General features: G+C 44.3%; 19 protein-coding genes. 2 read left to right on the forward strand and 17 right to left on the reverse strand.

Going from position 1 to position 19,606, the window contains the following annotated elements:
• Nucleotides 1–104: 104 nt before the first annotated feature.
• The 15 genes from D8792_RS03210 to D8792_RS03285 all read right to left on the reverse strand — a co-directional run bounded on the left by D8792_RS03210 (nt 105) and on the right by D8792_RS03285 (nt 15,795).
• The gene (locus D8792_RS03210; RefSeq protein ID WP_125372859.1) at nt 105–2,648 is read right to left on the reverse strand and encodes a M1 family metallopeptidase; all 2,544 of its coding nucleotides are present in this window, start codon (nt 2,646–2,648) and stop codon (nt 105–107) included.
• A gap of 224 nt (nt 2,649–2,872) precedes the next feature.
• Nucleotides 2,873–3,526, reverse strand: coding sequence for a phosphate signaling complex protein PhoU (gene phoU / locus D8792_RS03215; RefSeq protein ID WP_125372904.1), 654 nt, complete (start codon nt 3,524–3,526; stop codon nt 2,873–2,875).
• An 11-nt stretch (nt 3,527–3,537) separates the two neighbouring features.
• The gene (gene pstB / locus D8792_RS03220) at nt 3,538–4,296 is read right to left on the reverse strand and encodes a phosphate ABC transporter ATP-binding protein PstB (protein WP_045497249.1); all 759 of its coding nucleotides are present in this window, start codon (nt 4,294–4,296) and stop codon (nt 3,538–3,540) included.
• A gap of 27 nt (nt 4,297–4,323) precedes the next feature.
• Nucleotides 4,324–5,127 (reverse strand): phosphate ABC transporter ATP-binding protein PstB, encoded by an 804-nt coding sequence (pstB, locus tag D8792_RS03225; protein ID WP_045497247.1) that lies wholly within the window; start codon nt 5,125–5,127, stop codon nt 4,324–4,326.
• Between the two features lie 10 nt (nt 5,128–5,137).
• The gene (pstA, locus tag D8792_RS03230; protein WP_125372860.1) at nt 5,138–6,022 is read right to left on the reverse strand and encodes a phosphate ABC transporter permease PstA; all 885 of its coding nucleotides are present in this window, start codon (nt 6,020–6,022) and stop codon (nt 5,138–5,140) included.
• Nucleotides 6,012–6,929: a phosphate ABC transporter permease subunit PstC gene (pstC, locus tag D8792_RS03235; RefSeq protein ID WP_125372861.1), complete on the reverse strand. Its 918-nt coding sequence runs from the start codon at nt 6,927–6,929 to the stop codon at nt 6,012–6,014. The genes pstA and pstC overlap by 11 nt, the downstream gene beginning before the upstream one ends.
• Nucleotides 6,926–7,804, reverse strand: a complete 879-nt coding sequence (locus D8792_RS03240; protein ID WP_125372862.1) for a phosphate ABC transporter substrate-binding protein PstS family protein — start codon at nt 7,802–7,804, stop codon at nt 6,926–6,928. Before D8792_RS03240 ends, pstC begins: the two co-directional genes overlap by 4 nt.
• 97 nt (nt 7,805–7,901) lie before the next feature.
• Nucleotides 7,902–9,215 (reverse strand): RsmF rRNA methyltransferase first C-terminal domain-containing protein, encoded by a 1,314-nt coding sequence (locus D8792_RS03245; protein ID WP_125372863.1) that lies wholly within the window; start codon nt 9,213–9,215, stop codon nt 7,902–7,904.
• Between the two features lies 1 nt (nt 9,216).
• Complete coding sequence (locus D8792_RS03250; RefSeq protein ID WP_125372864.1) at nt 9,217–9,987, reverse strand: inositol monophosphatase family protein; 771 nt, start codon at nt 9,985–9,987, stop codon at nt 9,217–9,219.
• A complete protein-coding gene (locus D8792_RS03255) occupies nt 9,977–10,255 on the reverse strand; it encodes a UPF0223 family protein (RefSeq protein ID WP_005590249.1) in 279 nt (92 codons plus the stop codon). Before D8792_RS03255 ends, D8792_RS03250 begins: the two co-directional genes overlap by 11 nt.
• A 3-nt stretch (nt 10,256–10,258) precedes the next feature.
• A complete protein-coding gene (locus tag D8792_RS03260) occupies nt 10,259–10,657 on the reverse strand; it encodes a Spx/MgsR family RNA polymerase-binding regulatory protein (protein ID WP_005590248.1) in 399 nt (132 codons plus the stop codon).
• Nucleotides 10,658–10,776: 119 nt separating this feature from the next.
• Nucleotides 10,777–11,700: a bifunctional riboflavin kinase/FAD synthetase gene (locus D8792_RS03265; RefSeq protein ID WP_312023814.1), complete on the reverse strand. Its 924-nt coding sequence runs from the start codon at nt 11,698–11,700 to the stop codon at nt 10,777–10,779.
• A 133-nt stretch (nt 11,701–11,833) separates the two neighbouring features.
• Complete coding sequence (galE, locus tag D8792_RS03270; protein WP_048763943.1) at nt 11,834–12,835, reverse strand: UDP-glucose 4-epimerase GalE; 1,002 nt, start codon at nt 12,833–12,835, stop codon at nt 11,834–11,836.
• 77 nt (nt 12,836–12,912) lie between these two features.
• On the reverse strand, nt 12,913–14,397 hold the full coding sequence (gene galT / locus D8792_RS03275; protein ID WP_125372866.1) for a UDP-glucose--hexose-1-phosphate uridylyltransferase: 1,485 nt from the start codon (nt 14,395–14,397) through the stop codon (nt 12,913–12,915).
• A gap of 219 nt (nt 14,398–14,616) precedes the next feature.
• Nucleotides 14,617–15,795 carry a galactokinase gene (locus D8792_RS03285; protein ID WP_125372867.1) on the reverse strand — a complete coding sequence of 393 codons (1,179 nt, stop codon included), beginning with the start codon at nt 15,793–15,795 and terminating at the stop codon, nt 14,617–14,619.
• Nucleotides 15,796–15,993: 198 nt separating this feature from the next.
• Here D8792_RS03285 and D8792_RS03290 point away from each other — a divergent pair, with 198 nt between their 5' ends.
• Both D8792_RS03290 and birA read left to right on the forward strand, forming a co-directional pair.
• Entirely contained in the window at nt 15,994–16,995 is a 1,002-nt protein-coding gene (locus D8792_RS03290; RefSeq protein WP_048764688.1) for a LacI family DNA-binding transcriptional regulator, read from the forward strand.
• Nucleotides 16,996–17,008: 13 nt separating this feature from the next.
• Nucleotides 17,009–17,944 (forward strand): bifunctional biotin--[acetyl-CoA-carboxylase] ligase/biotin operon repressor BirA, encoded by a 936-nt coding sequence (gene birA, locus D8792_RS03295; RefSeq protein ID WP_125372868.1) that lies wholly within the window; start codon nt 17,009–17,011, stop codon nt 17,942–17,944.
• An 88-nt stretch (nt 17,945–18,032) separates the two neighbouring features.
• Here the strand turns inward: birA and D8792_RS03300 are convergent, their stop codons facing one another.
• Together D8792_RS03300 and rpoD are read right to left on the reverse strand one after the other, a co-directional pair.
• Nucleotides 18,033–18,371, reverse strand: a complete 339-nt coding sequence (locus D8792_RS03300) for a metal-sulfur cluster assembly factor (RefSeq protein WP_045497205.1) — start codon at nt 18,369–18,371, stop codon at nt 18,033–18,035.
• A 122-nt stretch (nt 18,372–18,493) separates the two neighbouring features.
• Nucleotides 18,494–19,606 carry an RNA polymerase sigma factor RpoD gene (rpoD, locus tag D8792_RS03305; RefSeq protein ID WP_002895944.1) on the reverse strand — a complete coding sequence of 371 codons (1,113 nt, stop codon included), beginning with the start codon at nt 19,604–19,606 and terminating at the stop codon, nt 18,494–18,496.

A 19,606-nucleotide genomic window follows, 5' to 3' on the forward strand; every position in this document is an offset into this window, starting at 1 on the left:
AGTTTTGCTTAAACGGGACTGAATTTTTTCTTAAAGAAGACTGAAATTATGGGATTCTAAACAACAAAAAAGACCAGATGTTATAATCTGATCTTTTCATTAGGCTAAACTGATGCCTTGATGGCATTTTCCACCGCTGCTTTTTCACGGGCAATCAAGTCAACACGCGCTGCGATTTCTTTGATTCCCATGCTGATGTTACGGCTGATTGCCATATCGTCCAACTGTGGCTCAAAGAAGGCCTTGTATTCTGCTAGTCTTTCTGCTGTTTTGAAAGCATTAGCTGGATAAATGACGAATTTGTCGAAGCTCATGTCGCCACCCAGAGTAGCCTTAATCCAATCCCAATTCTCACGCGCCCAAGTCCAAGCAGTGGCTTGAGTAAATTGGTGATTCAAGAGAGGGAAATACCAACTCATGGCCAAATCTTGTGGTTTCACGATATCCTTGTTTTTCAAAGATTCCAATATACGAGCAAGAGTTTCTGCGTCCTTAGTGTAAGCCAAAGCAGCTGCCAATTGTCGTTTGAAGCTACCGTCGACTGTTGAAACATAATCATTCAAGTATTGGTCGGCCAATTCTTTGCTCTCAAAATGCTTGATTTGATTGATGAGAATGTGCAAGCGAATAGCCGCAGGCAATTTCTCTAAATCATCTTGATGAGCAGCAAAAATGCGACTTGCTTCTTGACTTGCTGTTTGGTCATCAGCTGCAATCAGACCTCCTACAACGATCTGGCGAACCAACTCATCCTCATCACTTTCCCCTTCTTTTGCTTCAAAGCCTAGACGATCAAAGTTGAATTTGATAAGTTTAACAACCAATTCGTTATATGCTTTCTCGCACTCGCTTCCTTCGTCCACAAAGAGCTTGAGGCCATTCAGAACGGCTTTAACTCCTGAGACAACCAAATAAGAGGTTTCTTCTGTTAGTTTTTCAATAACTGGAACCAAATCAGCAAATGAAATGCTGCCTGCTTCAGCCAAAAGACGGCGCTCTTGCACCACTTGAAGCTTGCTGGTGCTATCCAAGTCTGTAATGGTATCTAAAATCTGCTCAAGCAAGATACCCTGATAGTCCGTGATATAGTGGGCTGTATTTTCAGTATTAAAGCGCAGGGCACCTTGGTTTTGAGTAGCCAAGGCAGAATAATTTGGAATTTCCAGGATTTCTGTTTCCAGTGTATCTGGCAAACCTTTCCAGTTGCTATTTAAAGGCAAGACCCAAGTACGTTTCTTATCTTCGTGCTCCCCGATAAAGAATTGTTTTTGAGAGAGTTTCAATGTATCGTTTTCTACTGTAGCTGTCAAAACAGGGTAGCCTGGCTGTTCCAACCAAGAGTCCATAAAGGCTGCTACATCGCGACCAGAAGCAGCTCCCAAGGCGTTCCAAAGGTCACGACCGATAGTATTTCCATACTGGTGTTTAGCAAAGTAAGCATTCAAGCCTTTAGCAAAGGCCTCATCACCCAACCAACGACGAAGCATGTGCATAAGGCGGCTTCCCTTAGCGTAAACGATAGCCGGATCAAACAAAGTATTGATTTCGTCAGGGTGCTTCACTTCCACATGGACAGATTGAACTCCGTCTGTCGCATCTCGTTTAAGCGCCAGAGGAACACCTGTTGTTTGGAAATTCTCAAAGATATTCCAGCTTGGTTCAATCGCATTGACACAGACGTACTCCATCATGTTGGCAAAGCTTTCATTGAGCCAAAGGTCATCCCACCACTTCATAGTGACCAAGTTTCCAAACCATTGGTGAGCCAACTCATGGGCAACAACTAACGCTACATCTTGACGGCTGGATACCGTAGAATTTTCATCTACTAAGAGGTAAATCTCACGGTAGGTCACCAGACCCCAGTTTTCCATAGCACCAGATGAAAAGTCCGGCAGGGCTACGTGCAGTGACTGAGGAATCGGATATTTGACACCGTAATATTCTTCGTAAAATTCAATCGAGCGAACCGCAATGTCCAAAGCAAATTCTAAGTTGCTGGCTGGGTGAGCCTTAGTTGCATAAACACCAACCAAAGTACCGTTTTTAGTTTTAGCAGTAATGCCTTGCATATCCCCAGCAGCAAAGGCCAAAAGATAGGAAGACATGCGAGGTGTTCTTTCAAACTTCCAAATGCCAGTCGCTTTCCGGTTTTCAACGTCGATTTCAGGCATGTTAGACAAGGCAAGTTCACCTTCTGCTTGGTCAAATTTCAAGGCCAGATCAAAAGTCGCCTTAGCCTCTGGCTCATCCACGCTAGGAAAGGCTTCACGAGCAAAATGGCTCTCAAACTGCGTAGAAATGATCTCTTTCTTCACTCCATCTACTGTATAGTAAGATGGGTAAATCCCTGTCATATTATCTGTAATCTTACCTGTATAGGTCAAGGTTACTTCCACAGGGCCTGCTGCTTCCAACTCAACACAAAGAGCTTCATTATCATTGTCAAGAGTGAAGGGACGAGCTTGTCCAGCCACTTCTACGGCCTCAATCGTCAAATCCTTTTGGTGCAAGGAAATTTTCTCCATTTTAGCTTCACCGGTAATGGTAACTTTCCCTGAGAAAGTCTTATCTGCACGGTTCAAATCCAAAAAGAGATCATAGTGCTCTGGAACAAAAGTATCAATAAAATGTGCAACTGCTTGCATGTTTTTCTCCTCATCTAATTGAAGGGGCTGGTATTGAACCAACCTCCATTCAAGATTCATCTCTTACTATTTTACCATATTTAGTGACTTTATACTCATTCCAACTGACCCAAAATTGATTTTCATCTTCAGACATAATGTAATCATTTTAAAGCTATCCTGTTATTCTCTTTTCTCCTCCTCAAAGCAAAAAAGACAAGCTTAGCTTATCTCTTTAACATATATTATAATTCAATAATTTTACCCGTTTCAAAGTAAACGACCCATTCGCAGATATTTTTGGCATAATCGCCGATACGTTCCAAGAAAGAAATAACCTGGAAGTAATCACGGCCTGTAACGATAGCTTCAGGATTTTTCTTGATTTCTTCCGTTGCCAGTTCACGAATGCTATCAAAATAATGGTTGATTTTTTCATCCATGGCTGCTACTTCATAGGCCTGATCTACAGAACCATTCAGGTAGAGATCAAGGGCAGCTTCAACGAAATTTTTTACATCGCGACCCATCTTTTTAATTTCTTCCTCAACAGCTGGAATACGCTGCTCGCCCTTCATACGAATGGCTGCTTTTGCAATGGATACTGCATGGTCTCCCATACGCTCTAAGTCTGAAACAGCCTTGAGAACAGTTAAGACTGTACGAAGGTCTTGAGAAACAGGTTGTTGGAGGGCAATCATTTCAAATGATTTCTTTTCCAATTTCACTTCGTATTCATTTACTTCTGCATCATCTTCGATGACTTCCTTTGCCAAGTCACGGTCATGCGTGACAAAAGCACGCACCGTGCGGTTGATTTGTGAGAGCACTTCTTGTCCCATTGCGTAGAACTGATTGTGCAATTTCTCCAAATCTTCTTCAAATTGAGATCGTAACATCATTCAACTCCTTATCCAAATTTTCCTGTAATATAATCTTCTGTTTCCTTATTTTGTGGGTTGAGGAACATCTCCTTAGTATCATTAAACTCCATCAAATCACCACCCAAGAAGAAGCCTGTTTTATCCGAAAGCCGAGAAGCCTGCTGCATGGAGCGCGTCACCAAGAGCATGGTATAGGTGTCCTTAAGTCCATAGAGAGTTTCCTCAATCTTACCAGCAGAGATTGGATCTAGAGCCGATGTAGGCTCATCCAAGAGGATAATTTTCGGACTAGTAGCCAAAACGCGTGCTACACAAATCCGCTGCTGTTGACCACCAGAGAGACCGATAGCCGAATCATGTAGACGGTCTTTCACTTCGTCCCAGATAGAAGCCCCAATCAAGGATCGCTCTACCGCTTCATCTAAAACCTGTTTATCCTTGACACCGTTAATGCGTAGTCCGTAGACAACATTTTCATAAATGGTCATTGGGAAGGGATTAGGCTGCTGGAAAACCATGCCAATCTCCTTGCGCAACTCCACCGTATCTGTCCGAGGACTGTAGATATTGTGGCCGTTATAGATGACTGTGCCAGTCGTTGTTACTTCTGGATTCAAATCGCCCATACGGTTGATAGCCTTGAGCAAGGTAGATTTCCCTGAACCTGACGGTCCAATCAAGGCAGTGATTTCATTAGGCATAAAGTCCAAGGAGACACTATTGAGTGCTTTCTTTTTATTATAATAAACCGACAAGTCCTTGACTTGCAAAATAGGTTCTGTCATAAGTTCATTCCTTTAGTTTCTTCACCTCTAACCAAAATGACCAGAAACATAGTCATTGGTCGACTGCAGTTTGGCATTTTGGAAGATATTGGCGGTCTTGTCGTACTCAATCAAATCTCCCAGATAAAAGAAGCCGGTGTAGTCACTGGCCCGGGCAGCCTGCTGCATATTGTGAGTCACGATGATGATCGTATAGTCTTTCTTGAGCTCAAACATGGTCTCTTCCAGCTGCATGGTCGCAATCGGATCCAGCGCAGATGCCGGCTCGTCCATAAGCAAGATATCTGGCTTGACTGAAATAGCTCGGGCAATACAGAGCCTTTGCTGCTGGCCGCCTGACAAGGTCAAGGCTGATTTATGAAGATCGTCCTTGACTTGGTCCCAAAGTGCGGCTTGTTTGAGCGAAGTTTCAACAAGCTCATCCAAAATCTTTTTATCTTTTACACCAGCTCGTTCATGGGCAAAGGTAATGTTGCGATAAATAGACTTAGCAAATGGATTAGGTCGTTGAAAGACCATGCCGATGTGCTTACGCATTTCGTAAACGTTGATATCAGACCGATTGACGTCTATTCCTTGGTAAAGAATTTGCCCTGTTACCTTGGCAATATCAATCGTGTCATTCATACGATTAAGACTGCGGAGATAAGTAGATTTTCCTGAGCCAGACGGTCCAATCAAGGCAGTTATTTTATTCTTTTCAAACTGCATATCAATACCCTTGATGGATTCTTTTTTACCATAGTAAACATGTAAATCTTTGGTCGAAAGGGCTACCTTTTCTTCAGGAAAAGTAATGATATGTTTTTCATTCCAATTATATTCTGTCATTGCTTCTCCTTTATGCAGAGGTTAATTTCTTGTGCAAGTAAGAACCGAGTTTGCGGGCTCCAAAGTTGAAAATCAAGATAAAAATCAGAAGCACGGCTGCTGATCCTGATGACACTACAGTGCTATCAGGAATGGTCCCTTCACTATTGACCTTCCAGATATGGACGGCCAGTGTTTCCGCCTGCCGGAAAATTGAAATCGGGCTGGTAATGCTGAAAATATTCCAGTTAGACCAATCCAGAGCCGGCGCAGATTGACCGGCAGTGTAAATCAAGGCAGCTGCTTCACCGAAAATCCGACCAGAAGCAAGGACAATCCCTGTCACAATCCCCGGCAGAGCTTCGGGAATAACAACATGTAGCACCGTTTCCCAGCGGGATATTCCCAAAGCTAGACCTGCTTCACGTTGTGTATGGTGAACGTGGCGTAAGCTGTCCTCGACGTTACGAGTCATCTGAGGCAGATTGAAGACAGTCAGCGCCAAGGCACCAGAAATGATAGAAAAACCATACTCAAACTGGACAACGAAGATCAAATAGCCAAAGAGTCCGACTACCACGGACGGCAGTGAGGACAGGATTTCAATACAGGTACGGACAAAGTTGGTCACTGGGCTTTTCTTAGCGTACTCTGACAGATAAACCCCAGCCCCCATAGAGAGAGGAACAGAGATAATCAAAGTTATCACCAACAGGAAGAAGGAATTGTAGAGCTGAATCCCAATACCACCCCCAGCCTGATAGGAAGAAGATTTTCCAGTCAGGAAAGACCAAGAAATATGCGGCAATCCTCTTACTAGAATATAAAGAATCAGAGAGGCAAGGATAGCAACAATGATACCAGCTATCGTGTAGAGGATACCAGTCGCCAATTTATCTAATTTATTAGCGTGCATAGTTTTTCTTACCTCTTTCTTTTGTAATCAGTTTAATGACACTGTTAAAGGCCAAGCTCATCATCAAGAGTACCAGAGCCAGAGACCAGAGGACGTTATTGTCCACTGTTCCCATAACCGTGTTTCCGATTCCCATGGTCAAGACAGAGGTCAGTGTAGCTGCAGGTGTTGTCAAAGAGGTTGGAATCACCGCAGAGTTACCGACAACCATTTGGATAGCCAAGGCTTCACCGAAGGCACGCGCCATTCCAAAGACCACCGCTGTAAAAATACCAGAGCGAGCAGCCTTAAGTGTTACCCGCCAAATGGTCTGCCAACGCGTAGCGCCCATAGCCAGACTAGCTTCACGGTAGTGACGTGGCACAGCACGCAGACTGTCTGTCGTCATAAAGGTTACTGTCGGCAAAATCATGACAAAGAGCACAAAAATACCAGACAAAATCCCAAAACCAGTACCCCCAAAGACTGTACGGACAAAAGGAACAACGACCTGCAAGCCGATGAATCCATACACGACAGACGGAATCCCAACCAAGAGCTCGATTGCAGGTTGGAGAATTTTGGCTCCTTTAGGCGATACTTCAGTCATAAAGACGGCTGCTCCAATAGCAAAGGGCGTTGCGATGAGGGCTGATAAAATCGTTACAATAAAGGAACCCAAAATCATCGGAAGGGCACCGAATTCCTTACCTGACGGATTCCAAGTGGAGCCAAATAAAAATTCAAACACATTAACTCCGTTAACAAAGAAGGTCGATAAGCCTTTTTGTGCTACGAAGATTAAAATCATGGCTACAATCAGGACGATTAAAGCCAGGCAGGCAAAGGTGATATATTTCCCAAATTTTTCCAGACGAGAGTTTTTCGAAGGGGATAGTAATTTTTTTGCTAATTCTTCATTTCTCATTTGCTATCTCCTTTTAAGCTCGTAACATTTCCATCAGCATCCTTGCTAACCTGCATTTCCTTGATGGAAATATAGCCCATTCCTGAGACGATTCCATCTTGAACTTCATCTGACAGCATGTAGTCCAGAAACTCTGCTGCCAAGCCCTTAGGCTGACCAAGAGTGTACATATGCTCATAAGACCAGAGTGGCCAAGCATTGGTCGCAACATTCTTAGCCGTAGGCTCGTAGCCATTGAGCTTCAAAGTCTTGACCGAATCATCCACATAAGCAAAGGCCAGATAAGAAATGGCTCCCGGTGTTTGAGAAACAATGGACTTAACCATCCCATTTGAATCTTGTTCCTGACTTTGAACGGCTGATTTACCAGCCATAATGACACTGTCAAACGTAGCTCGGGAACCAGAGCTTGCCGCACGGTTGATGATGGAAATCTCTAGATTTTTCCCGCCCAGCTGCTTCCAGTTGGTCACTTCACCAGTAAAAATCTTCTGCAGCTGCTCCGCTGTTAAATTATCGACGGATACTTCTTTATTGACAATCACGGCAATTCCAGCGACTGCTACTTTGTGGTCAACAAGGGCTGAAGCATCAATCCCTTCTTTTTCCTCAGCAAACACATCTGAGTTGCCAATTTCAACGGCACCAGACTGAACCTGAGACAAGCCCGTACCTGATCCACCACCTTGAACATTGACCGTTTTTCCAATATTGGCTGAACCAAACTCATCCGCTGCAGCTTCAACGAGCGGCTGAAGGGCTGTCGAACCAACGGCAGTCATGGATTCCCCTCGGTCAATCCAGCTAGAGCAGGCAGAGAGGCTGACCATAACTAGAACCGCTGACAAAATCAGCTTATATTTTTTCTTTACCATTTTTTTCCTCGAAATCTTGAGAATGATAGTGGAATGTCTATTTGAAAGAATCTGAAAATCCCACTATATCCACTATAACATAGAAAGAGGGCTTTGCCTAGTCTTTTGAACGAAAGCGAAGCCCCTTTGGGAAATAATTTTTCAAGGTATTTCCAGTAATTTTTGCAAAACCCAAACCGTTTCCTTGGGCAAGCACTTGATACCAGCCATTTGGACAATTTTGAGAGAGTTGAACCGTCTCGCCTGCTGCATATTTGCTAAAGGCCTCATCATCAATCTCAAGGACTGAGACAACTTCACTAGGCCTCAAAGCTAGGCCTAAGGCAAAGCTCGGTTCAAAGCGATTTTTCTTAAATTCACCCAGATGCAGGCCATTGCGAGCGATTTTCAGCTTGGACATGTCTGGCAGTCCAGCTGGCTGCAGATACAGATTGTCCCCAAAAGTATCTAAATATCCTTCTAGCTCAATGTTTAGATGCTTTTTCTGGAAATCTTGCCAAAGTTTTCTCTGCTCAACTGTCAATTTATTTTTGACTACCTTGATTTTTTTAGCAGACTGACTTCCTGTAAAGCGAAATTTCGCTACAAATTGCCCTTCTCCTTTGAAATGGTGGGGATACATACGCGCCGTTTCTGGGAAATCAATCCCTGCCACCATACCATTGATTTTTGGTATTTCAAGCAATTCCAAAGGAAAATTCTCTAAAAGCCAAGCGACAATTTCTTCATTTTCTTCTGGCGCCCAAGTGCAGGTCGAATAGACCAGCTGCCCGCCTGTCGCCAACATCTTGACAGCGTCCTCTAGAATTTCTCGCTGGAGACGCGCACACTGAGTCGGATATTCTGGGCTCCAATACTGGGTAGCATCTGGCTGCTTGCGAAACATTCCTTCGCCAGAGCAAGGAGCATCCAGAACAATGAGGTCAAAATAGCCCTGATAAACCTTAGCCAATCTATCCGCAGATTCGTTGGTGACAAGAACATTTCGCGCTCCAAAACGCTCAATATTTTCTACCAAAATTTTACTGCGTTTGGCATTGATTTCATTAGAAACCAGCACACCTGTATTTTCTAGATAAGAGAGTAAATGGGTAGATTTTCCGCCTGGTGCAGCCGCTAAGTCCAAAACTTTCATGCCCTTTTGCGGTGCTGCAACTTGGGCAACCATTTGCGCAGCTGGCTCCTGAGAATAAACCAGCCCCGTGACGTGTTCTACTGACCTACCAGATACTTTTCCGTAATAACCCCAGTCTGTGTTCGGGATGGCATTCTCAAAATCTTTCTGATTCTCTTTTAAAGGATTACTTCGAAAGGCTGAAATCGGATCTTGATCAAAAGTCGCAAAAAAAACCTCTGCATCCTGACCCAAGAGCTCCTCATACTTTTCCTTAAAACCTATTGGAAAGTCCATACTAGCCTTTTCCCTTTCGTAAATACTTTTGTAATTCGCCCAACTTGCACTTTGGTGCAATCATAATCGGCTCCTGAGTCTGAAAATTCGGCTGGCCGCCATCTAGGGTCTGAATGACAAAGCCCAGTTTGTCAGCCATCACATAAGCAGCTGCGTAGTCCCATGGCCAATTATAAGAGAAATAGGCCGCCAAACCACCAGACAGAGCCTTGCCAAAACTAATCCCAGCGCTGCCATAGACACGCACGCCTAGGCAAGCACGAGATAAGTCAGCCAGTCCCCAGTGATTATGCTCTAGCATACAGGCATTTGAAGCAATCAAATATTGCTGCAAGGGCTTATCGATAAAAGCAGACAACTTTCTGTCATTGCAGTAAACATCAAAAGCCCCACCTCCATGAAAAAGCTGGTCCCTTGTCACATCGTAAATCAAGCCGAACTTGCCCTGCCCATTTTCAAAATAAGCTAACATAATAGCAAAATCAGCCCGCTGGGTAATGAAATTATTGGTGCCATCAATAGGATCAATCACCCATACATTACCATCCGCGATGTCGTGTCTCAGCTCATTTTCCTCAGCCAAAATCGCGTCGTCAGGATACTGAGCTAAAATTTTCCCAACCAAGTCATCCTGGATGAAGCGGTCCATTTGAGTCACCAAGTCAGTCGGGCTGCTCTTTTGTAGGACATCCAGGTCATCATAGAGATGCTCCCTTAAAAAAGCGCCTGCCTGATAGACTATTTCTTTCGCAAAATGAAATTTATTTTCCAAGAGAAATCATTCCTTTCCCTTTCCTTTTTGCCTCCTGAACAGCCCGATAAAGAGAATAGCCACTGACCGTCTCAAATTCACGGCCGAGTCGCTTCTCTTCTCCCTTACTGGGAACAACTTTCTTGAAGACTGCATAAGACTGGAGCAGTTTCTCCGCTTGAATCTTCTGTTCATAGGCTTGCTCTACGTCATTAAAAAAAGAAAGCACTGAAGCAAGCTCTTCAGTGCTCCACGATAAGTCTAGTGGGTAACTATAATTTTTTTCCATATTTTAAATATCAGCACGCATAGTTGCGGCTCTTAGTTCTTCTTTCCGATAGCCTCTAGGCAAGAAAGCACGGATTTCATCTTCATTGAAGCCGATTTGCATTCGTTTACCATCGAGTATAATTGGGCGACGCAAAAGACTAGGATTTTCCTCAATCAGCTTAATGAGCGTTGAAATCGATAAATCCTCTACATCTAAATCTAGTTTTTGAAAAATTTTTGAGCGGGTTGAGATGATGTCATCAGTGCCATTTTCTGTCAATGAAAGAATGTGTTGCAATTCTGGAGCGGACAGAGGGCTCGTCATGATATTATGCTCCGTAAATGGAACTTCATGACCAATCAACCAAGCACGCGCCTTGCGACAGGAAGTGCAGCTAGGCGATAAAAATAGTGTAATCATGCTGTTCTCTTCTTATTTTTATATAGTAACTAATTCTATTATACTAAATTTTATCTCTCTTGACTAGATATTTTTGAGAATCGGCCTGAAATACTAAGAAAAATATCAAGAACTGACATTTATTCCGAACATTCCCAGTGTTTTGCCACTTCTTCATCACTCTTTAACTGACCAACCAGTTCTTCAATACCATCAAATTTGACCATGGAACGAATCTTATCTAGCCAGATAATTCGAATCGTATCGCCATAGATTTCCTCCGCAAAGTCAAATAGATTGGCCTCAAACCGAAGTTCATCTCCTTCAAAGGTCACATTTTTGCCAACGCTAGCCATGCCTCGATAAATCTTGCCATTGTGCTCAACATCCACCACATAGACACCATCTGCTGGCAAAATCACGCGATCCAAAGGAGCTAGATTAGCTGTTGGATAGCCAATGGTACGCCCCCTAGCATTGCCATGAACCACAATGCCACGAGTAGAGAGAGGATAGCCTAATAGCTGATGCGCCTTGGCAACATCACCATTTTGGATGGTTTCTCTAATCCGAGTAGAAGAGATTTTTTCCTCATCTTGATTGACTGATGAGACAATGACAATCCGACCATCGAAATAGTCTGCAAGCTCCTCTGCCTTTCTCTTGTCAGATCCAAAATGGTAATCAAAACCTGCTACAACTGCCTTTGCTTTAAGCGCAGCAACGTACTTATCAAAAAATTCTTGAGCAGTATTTTTAGAAAAATGGCTAGTAAAGTCAATCAAGTAAAGGTAGTCCACACCCAAATTTTCTAAGTGAGCAGCGCGTTCCTCCGGATAATTCAAATGCAACATCAACTCTGGCTGATAGCGGACAAAAGCTAATTTTGGCGACTCAGGAAAGGTCAGTACAGCAATCTTCAGTCCTTGCTCTTCTGCGATTTTCCTTGCTTCCTTAAAAAGTGTCTGATGTCCCTTATGCAGGCCGTCAAAATAGCCCAGAACCAAGACTGTATCTTCTTCCTGATTTATCTCTAATTCATTATTTATTCGTCTTATTTTCATCATTTTTCTATTTTACTATGTATCCGCTTTTTTTACAACAAATTAAATCCCATGAAAAGAACTTCTATCGCTCCAAGAAAACACCTTGCTATCTCTAACAAAGTGTCTCTGTAAATATTTTAAACTACACTGGTTACTGACGATCATCATAGCCATTCGGATGACTGGAATGCCATTTCCAAGCGGTTTCGATAATGGTTTCGATATTGTCAAATTTCGGCTGCCAGCCCAAAACTTTTCTCGCTTTCTCAGAGGAAGCAATCAGCGTATCTGGATCCCCTGGACGCCGCTCTGCTATTTCCAAAGGAATAGGATGTCCGGTCACCTTACGGGCTGCTTCTACGATCTGCAGGTTGGAAAAACCAGTCGAAGAGCCAAGGTTAAAGGCATCCGAAGGTTGACCAGCACGTAGATGCTCAACAGCCAGAATATGGGCGTCAGCCAAGTCGAAAGGATGGACATAATCGCGGACATTGGTCCCGTCTGGAGTATCGTAATCGTCACCAAAGACGGCAATCTTCTCACGTTTGCCCTGAGCCACCTGAAGCACAATCGGCAAGAGATGTGTTTCAGGTCCGTGGTCCTCGCCAATCGATCCGTCGGGCTTGGCACCCGCCACATTGAAATAACGCAGGGCTACAAACTTGATGCCATAGGCCTGGTCCGCCCAGCGCATAATGGTCTCCATCATAAGCTTGCTCTCACCATAAGGATTGATAGGCTTTTGCGGAGTCGTTTCCAGAATCGGAACTTCCTCAGGGATGCCATAAGTCGCCGCTGTCGAAGAAAAGACAATGTTCTTAACACCGCATTCCTGCATGACCTCCAAAAGGGAAACCATGCCGGCTGTGTTATTGTCAAAATACTTGAGCGGATCCACCATAGACTCTGCGACCAGTGAAAATGCAGCAAAGTGAATGACTGCATCGATAGATGGATGTTTGGCAAAGACATCACGCATAAAGTCCTTATCCGCCAAATCCCCCTCATAAAAGACCGCTTTCGGATGGACGGCTGCCCGATGGCCAGTCACCAAATTATCAACGACGACTACCTCTTCCTTGCCTGCCGCTACCAGACGGTCTACCATGTGCGAGCCGATATAGCCAGCCCCACCTAATACTAAAATTGCCATGTTTCTCTCTTTCTCGTCTTGATTTATACTTTAACTATTTTATCAAAAATAGGGACAAATGAAAACTCTCACTGCAATTATTCTTCTTTCAAACCAACAGATTGGACGAAGCGCATGAAAGCTTCCTTGCCCTCCTCTGTTCGCTTGTAAACTCCAGCATCTTCCAGTACTCGGCTGAAAATCTGTCCAACCGAGGCTTGAACTACTCCTTCCACCGTCTCAGCGGTAACATCTGGATTCTGGTCTTTGAGTTGATTGGCCCACTCCTGATGATAGACAGCAACCTGACAGTTTTCTCCCAGCAGAAACAGTTCCACCTGCTTGAGTTCTTCCTTGAGACGAGGCGGCAGAATAGCCAGTCCCATAACCTCAATCAGACCGATATTTTCTTTCTTAATATGCTGAACATCTCTATGAGGGTGGTAAATGCCGTCCGGATGTTCTGAGGAAGTTTGATTGTCCCGCAAGACCAAGTCTATCTCAAAAGATCCATCTTTCCTGCGGGCAATCGGTGTGATGGTATGATGCGGTTCACCCTCAGACTCTGCCAAGACCTGCACACTTGGGTCAGAATAGGCCCGCCAAGCTTGCAAGATCTTGTCTGCCAATTCAATCAACTGTTCCTTCTTCTCAGATTTCAGACGAATGACGGACATAGGCCATTTGACAATACCTGCTTCCACCTCATCAAATCCGCTAAAAGTAAAGCTACAATCCAGCTCTGCTATTTCCATAGGGAAGGTATGACGTCCGCCCTGATAGTGGTCGTGGGTCAGGATAGATCCGCCGACAATAGGCAGGTCGGCATTTGAGCCTGCGAAATAGCCTGGAAAGGTCTCGACGATGTCCAGCAGGCGCTCAAAGGTCAGCCGGCTAATGGCCATAGGAAGGTGCTGGCTGTGCAGAAAGATGCAATGTTCATTAAAATAAGCATAGGGCGAATACTGGAAGCCCCACTCCTGTCCAGCCAAATCAAATCGAATAATCCGATGGTTGGCGCGGGCTGGGTGATCCAAGCGACCCTGGTAGCCTTCGTTTTCCATGCATAGCTGGCAAGCTGGATAATGGCTATTCTTAGCCTTTTTAGCTGCCGCAATCTCCTTAGGGTCCTTTTCTGGCTTGGAAAGATTGATGGTGATTTCCAAATCTCCATATTCAGTTGGCGATTTGAAAGCAATGTTTTTAGCAATGGCCTTAACCTTGATATAGTCATTCTTTTGACTAAGTTGGTAAAAATCAGCCACGGCTTGCTCGGGATTGGAGGCATAAGTCATCCAGAAGTCCCGATTGAGCTGGCTAGGGGCTGGTGTGATGAAGTTCATAAGCTCAGCTCCCAGTATATCCTGCTCAGCCAGGGTATCATTAATCGTCCCATTCTTGACAGCCATAGCTACCAAGTCATCCTTCAGGTCAATTAGCTGCTTAGCCTTCGTCTCCTGCTCTGCCACTGTCTCTCCAACCAGAGCCATGACACGATTGCTCAGATAGATGGTGTCCATTTCCTCGAAACTGCTATTGTCAATCACTGCTGACACAAAAGCATCCAGTAACTTCTTGGACATAGATCTTCCTTTCTCTTGCTAATAAAGAGAGTGGGACAGAAATCGGTAATTCGTTAGAATTCGATTTCGTCGTCCCACCTCCGCACAGTTGAGTAGGGCTGTAAAAGCTGATGAAATCAGCGTAGTAGTGCCCACTCAACCACTGCGTCTTGCTCGACAATCCAAAGACAATTGAGAGGCTAGGACTTTTGTCCCAGACTCAAGTTCCTTTTCTCTGATTTAGTCCAGCACTCGGCTTCCGCCAGCTACTTCAGCAATGTAGAAGCTAGGTGCATAGCCGACAACTTCTTGATACTTGCGGCCGACATTTTCTTTGAAAGATTCCACCGCATCCTTAACAACTAAAGCAATGGCGCAGCCACCGAAGCCTGCTCCGGTCATACGAGCCCCAAGAACACCTTCTTGCTCCCAGGCCGTGTGAACCAAGGTATCCAGCTCTAGACCAGTCACCTCATAGTCATGTTCCAAAGAAACATGGGACGCATTCATGAGACGGCCAAACTTGTCAAGAGCACCTGCCTGCAAAGCTGCCCGCGCTTGCAAAGTGCGTTGATTTTCCAAAACAGCATGGCGAGCCCGTTTGAGACGATTTTCGTCCTCTATCAGATAGCTATACTCGTCAAAAGACCACTCATCCAACTCACCCAAGGTAGCAATAGACAGCTTGCGGTTCAGTTCTTCAACAGCTTTTTCGCACTCCGCCCGACGTTCATTGTACTTAGAGTCAGCCAGCTCACGACGCTTGTTGGTATTCATAATCACTACGACATTGTCCTTGAGATCAAGCGGCACCAAGTCATATTCAAGAGTATTGGTGTCAAGGTAAATAGCCCGCTGGTCAGCACCCATTCCGATTGCAAACTGGTCCATAATACCAGAATTAACCCCGATAAATTCATTTTCAGTTAATTTACCGATTTTCACTAGATCCAAACGTTCCAACTGCAAATCAAAGAGTTTCTCAGCAATGACACCCGTCAAAAGCTCTAGTGATGCAGAAGATGACAAGCCAGAACCATTTGGAATATTTCCATAAACATAGANATCCATGCCTCCATCAATCTTATGGCATGCCTCCTGCAGAAAATACAGGACTCCTTTCGGATAGTTGGTCCAGTTATGCTCAGGCTCAAAGTGAAGATTTTCCAGTGGCACTTCAATAATCCCTTTTTCTTCAAAATTTCCCGAGAAGAATCGCAAGAGCTGGTCGTCCCGCTTGCGAGCCGCCCCATAAGTTCCTAGANAAATGGCTGCAGGAAAGACATGACCGCCGTTATAGTCCGTATGCTCACCAATCAGATTGATCCGACCGGGTGAAAAGAAAGTATGGTCCGCTTCTACTCCAAAAATCTTGGCAAAATCTGCGCGGATTTGCTCCGCTGAAATTAGGTTTGACATAAACTAAACTCCTTTAAAATAAATAATCGATATTGTAATCGTTTTCTTGATTTTATTATAACTTTTTCCGAGTAAAACTTCAATAAATTTAGTAAATTTTTACTTAATAAAATAATTGGGTAATATTTACTAAATTCCTCTTTGTTATTTACTAGTTTTTGAGGTATAATAGCCCATATAAGACAATAGGAGAAAAAAATGGCTACGATTAAGGATATTGCACAGGCTGCTGGAGTCTCTCCCGCTACGGTCTCTCGCGTACTCAACTACGACCCAGGCATGTCAGTCAGTGATGGCACTCGTAAAAAGATTTTTGATATCGCTGAGCAGCTAAACTATAAAAAATCAAGAAAAAGGAAGCCAAGCAAGACTCAGGCCTACCGTATCGGGCTCATCGAATGGTACACTGAGCAGGAAGAGCTCGATGACCTTTACTACTACTCCATTCGTTTGGGCATTGAAAAAAAAGCTCAAGAATTGGGCTATGAGATTCTCAGAGTCTTTCAAAATGATTCTCTTGAGCAATTGAAAGACATTGATGGCTTGATTGCCATCGGCAAATTCAGCCCAGCTCAAATCCAGCAGCTGGAGCAGTACAGTAGCTACTTAGTTTTTGTCGACAGTGATACGCTCAATACAGACCACAGCTGTGTGACGGTTGATTTTGAGAATGCTGTACAGAAGGTCCTTGAGCACTTCATGAACGCTGGTTTTGACCAGATTGGCATGATTGCTGGGCAGGAAAGAACCTCTGACCAGGCTAGCCTCATCAGCGATCCTCGTCTAGCGAGCTTTCAGCAGTATCTGTCTGAAAAAGGAATCTTTCACGCTGACTTGGTTAAGGTAGGCAGCTTTTCTTCGGAATCAGGCTATCAGATGATGACAGAGCTTATCAATGAACGCAAAGACCAGCTACCACCCGCCTTCTTCATCTCTAGCGATGCTTTGGCAATTGGTGCCTTACGGGCTCTGCAAGAACACGGAATCCAAGTTCCCCAAGATGTCAGCATCATTTCATTTAATGATACCTCTATTGCTAAATACATCTATCCCAGTCTCAGTACGGTCACCGTTTTTACAGAAGAAATGGGCAAGCAGGCTCTGCATATTCTAAATCAAAGTTTAACATCCGAAGAGGATTCCATTCCCTATATGGTCAAACTTTCTACCAAGCTGACCATTCGAGAAAGCAGTATATAATAAAAAAGAACTTATGAAAACCTACGAACAATTATTTACCATCCTCAACCAAGCTGACGATTATGTCAACGGAGAAAGTCTGGCCCAGAAATTGGGTATTTCCAAGACTTCCATTTGGAAGGCCATTCAGCGCTTGGAAAAAGAAGGAATCCAGATTGATTCCGTTAAAAAACGAGGCTATAAGCTCAAGGCGGGGGATTTACTAATCCCAGAAATCATTGAAAAGAAGGCACCTATAAAGGTTTCTTTCAACCCCAACTGCCAATCTACTCAGATAGATGCCAAAGCAGGTCTGGAAGCGGACGGCGAAGCAAATACCCTCTATCTAGCTGCTGCTCAATCCGCTGGTCGCGGTCGCTTCGGCCGAGATTTTTTCTCTCCAAAACAGGGTGGGTTTTATATGTCCCTCCATCTCAAGCCTAACCTGTCTTTTGATCAGATCCCTGCTTATACTCTCCTCACAGCTGGAGCCATCTATCAGGCTGTAAAAAATCTAACCCTCATAGACATAGATATCAAGTGGGTCAACGATATTTACTACAAGGATAAAAAAATCGCAGGTATTTTAACCGAGGCTACTACTTCCGTCGAGACAGGCTTAGTCACAGATATTATTATCGGGGTCGGGTTTAATTTTTGCGTTAATGATTTTCCGGAAGAATTGCAATCTAAGGCCGGCTCACTCTTTACTGAGCAGGCTCCTGTCAGCAGAAATGAGCTGATTGCTGAGATATGGAGATGTTTCTACGAAAGCGATCCCCAAGACCTGCTCTATCTTTACAAAAAGCACTCTCTAGTCCTCGGTCGCCAAGTGAGCTTCCAGCAAAATAATCAAACCTATAAGGGAATTGCTAGCGATATCTCGAACAGTGGCCAACTTCTAGTCCAGTTGGATAAGGGACAAAGTATCTGGCTCAACAGTGGGGAAATTTCACTAACTAGCTGGTAGTCTACCTAATTGGCATTCAAAAAGCACTTGATGTTTCGTTTCAAGTGCTTTTTCGTATAATCAATCAATTTTTTCCAGTGTGATGTCGCTATTTAATCCCCAAAGCGATTCGAGCATAACGACTCATCTTTTCCACTGTCCAAGCTGGGTACCAAACCAACTTAACATCCGTCTTGGTAACCTCTGGAACATCTGACATAGCATCATAGATCTGGTCAGTCAAAAGATCCGCCAGAGGGCATCCCATAGTGGTCAAGGTCATATCGATTTCCGTTTCTCCAGTGGTCTCATCAAAACGGATCTCATAGATTAGACCTAGATTGACAATATCAATCCCCAGCTCTGGGTCGATGACCTGCTCCAAGCTCTCTAAAATACGCGTTTTAATCTTTTCAACTTCTTCAGGGCTGTATTTTTTTTCTGACATGCATATCCTCCTTATAGATATGGCAAAAGTTCAAGTTAACTTGAGGGGCTTTGTTTTCAGCTAGGTTTTCAGTCTTGACGCTTCCTGATGAAAGATTTCTGCTCCTCGCTGCTCTTCATTTCTTAATCTTCGATAAAGTCTCTGAGTGGTTTACTGCGGCTTGGATGGCGGAGTTTACGCAGGGCTTTGGCTTCAATCTGACGAATCCGCTCACGAGTCACATTGAAGACCTTGCCGACATCTTCCAGTGTCCGCATTTTCCCATCGTCCAGACCAAAGCGCAGACGCAAGACGTTTTCCTCACGATCCGTCAGCGTATCCAAGACCTCATCCAGCTGCTCACGAAGGACGACACGAGTTGTATAGTCGACTGGATTTTCAATCACTTCGTCCTCGATAAAGTCTCCCAGATGGCTGTCATCTTCCTCACCGATAGGTGTTTCCAAAGAAACTGGCTCCTGAGCAATCTTGAGAATCTCACGAACCTTATCTGGTGTCATATCCATCCGCTCAGCGATTTGCTCTGGTGTTGGATCCTGACCTAATTCCTGCAAGAGATTGCGTTGCTCGCGGACCAGCTTGTTAATGGTTTCCACCATATGGACTGGAATCCGAATGGTCCGAGCTTGGTCAGCAATCGCACGGGTAATGGCCTGACGAATCCACCAAGTCGCATAAGTTGAAAACTTAAATCCTTTGGTATAGTCAAACTTATCAACGGCCTTCATCAGCCCCATGTTTCCTTCTTGAATCAAGTCAAGGAACTGCATCCCACGGCCAACATAGCGCTTAGCAATAGAAACAACCAAACGAAGATTGGCCTCAGCCAGACGCTGCTTGGCTTCCAAGTCTCCCTGCTCTACCAAAATAGCCAGCTCCTGCTCCTCTTCATTGCTGAGAAGGGGCACAACCCCGATTTCTTTCAGGTACATGCGGACTGGGTCATTGACCTTGGCTGAATTGCTGCCTAAGAGCTCTTCATCCGTCAGCTCCGCTTCTTCCTCTTCAGTATTCAAGACACGCGCGCTGGGATTTCCTTCTTTATCTGTAATCGAGATGCCTGCATCCTGAATGCGTTGCAGCAAATCCTCAATCCCATCAGCGTCCAAAGTGAAAGGAATGACCAGCTGGTCATTGATTTCATCGTCTGTCGCTACACCTGTCTGCTTGTGATTGCGGATGAATTCTGCAATTTGAACGTCTAATGTTGTTACTTCTTTTTGTTTTGTAGCCAT

Source organism: Streptococcus cristatus, assembly GCF_003943505.1.
Classification (GTDB): Bacteria; Bacillota; Bacilli; order Lactobacillales; family Streptococcaceae; genus Streptococcus; species Streptococcus cristatus_E.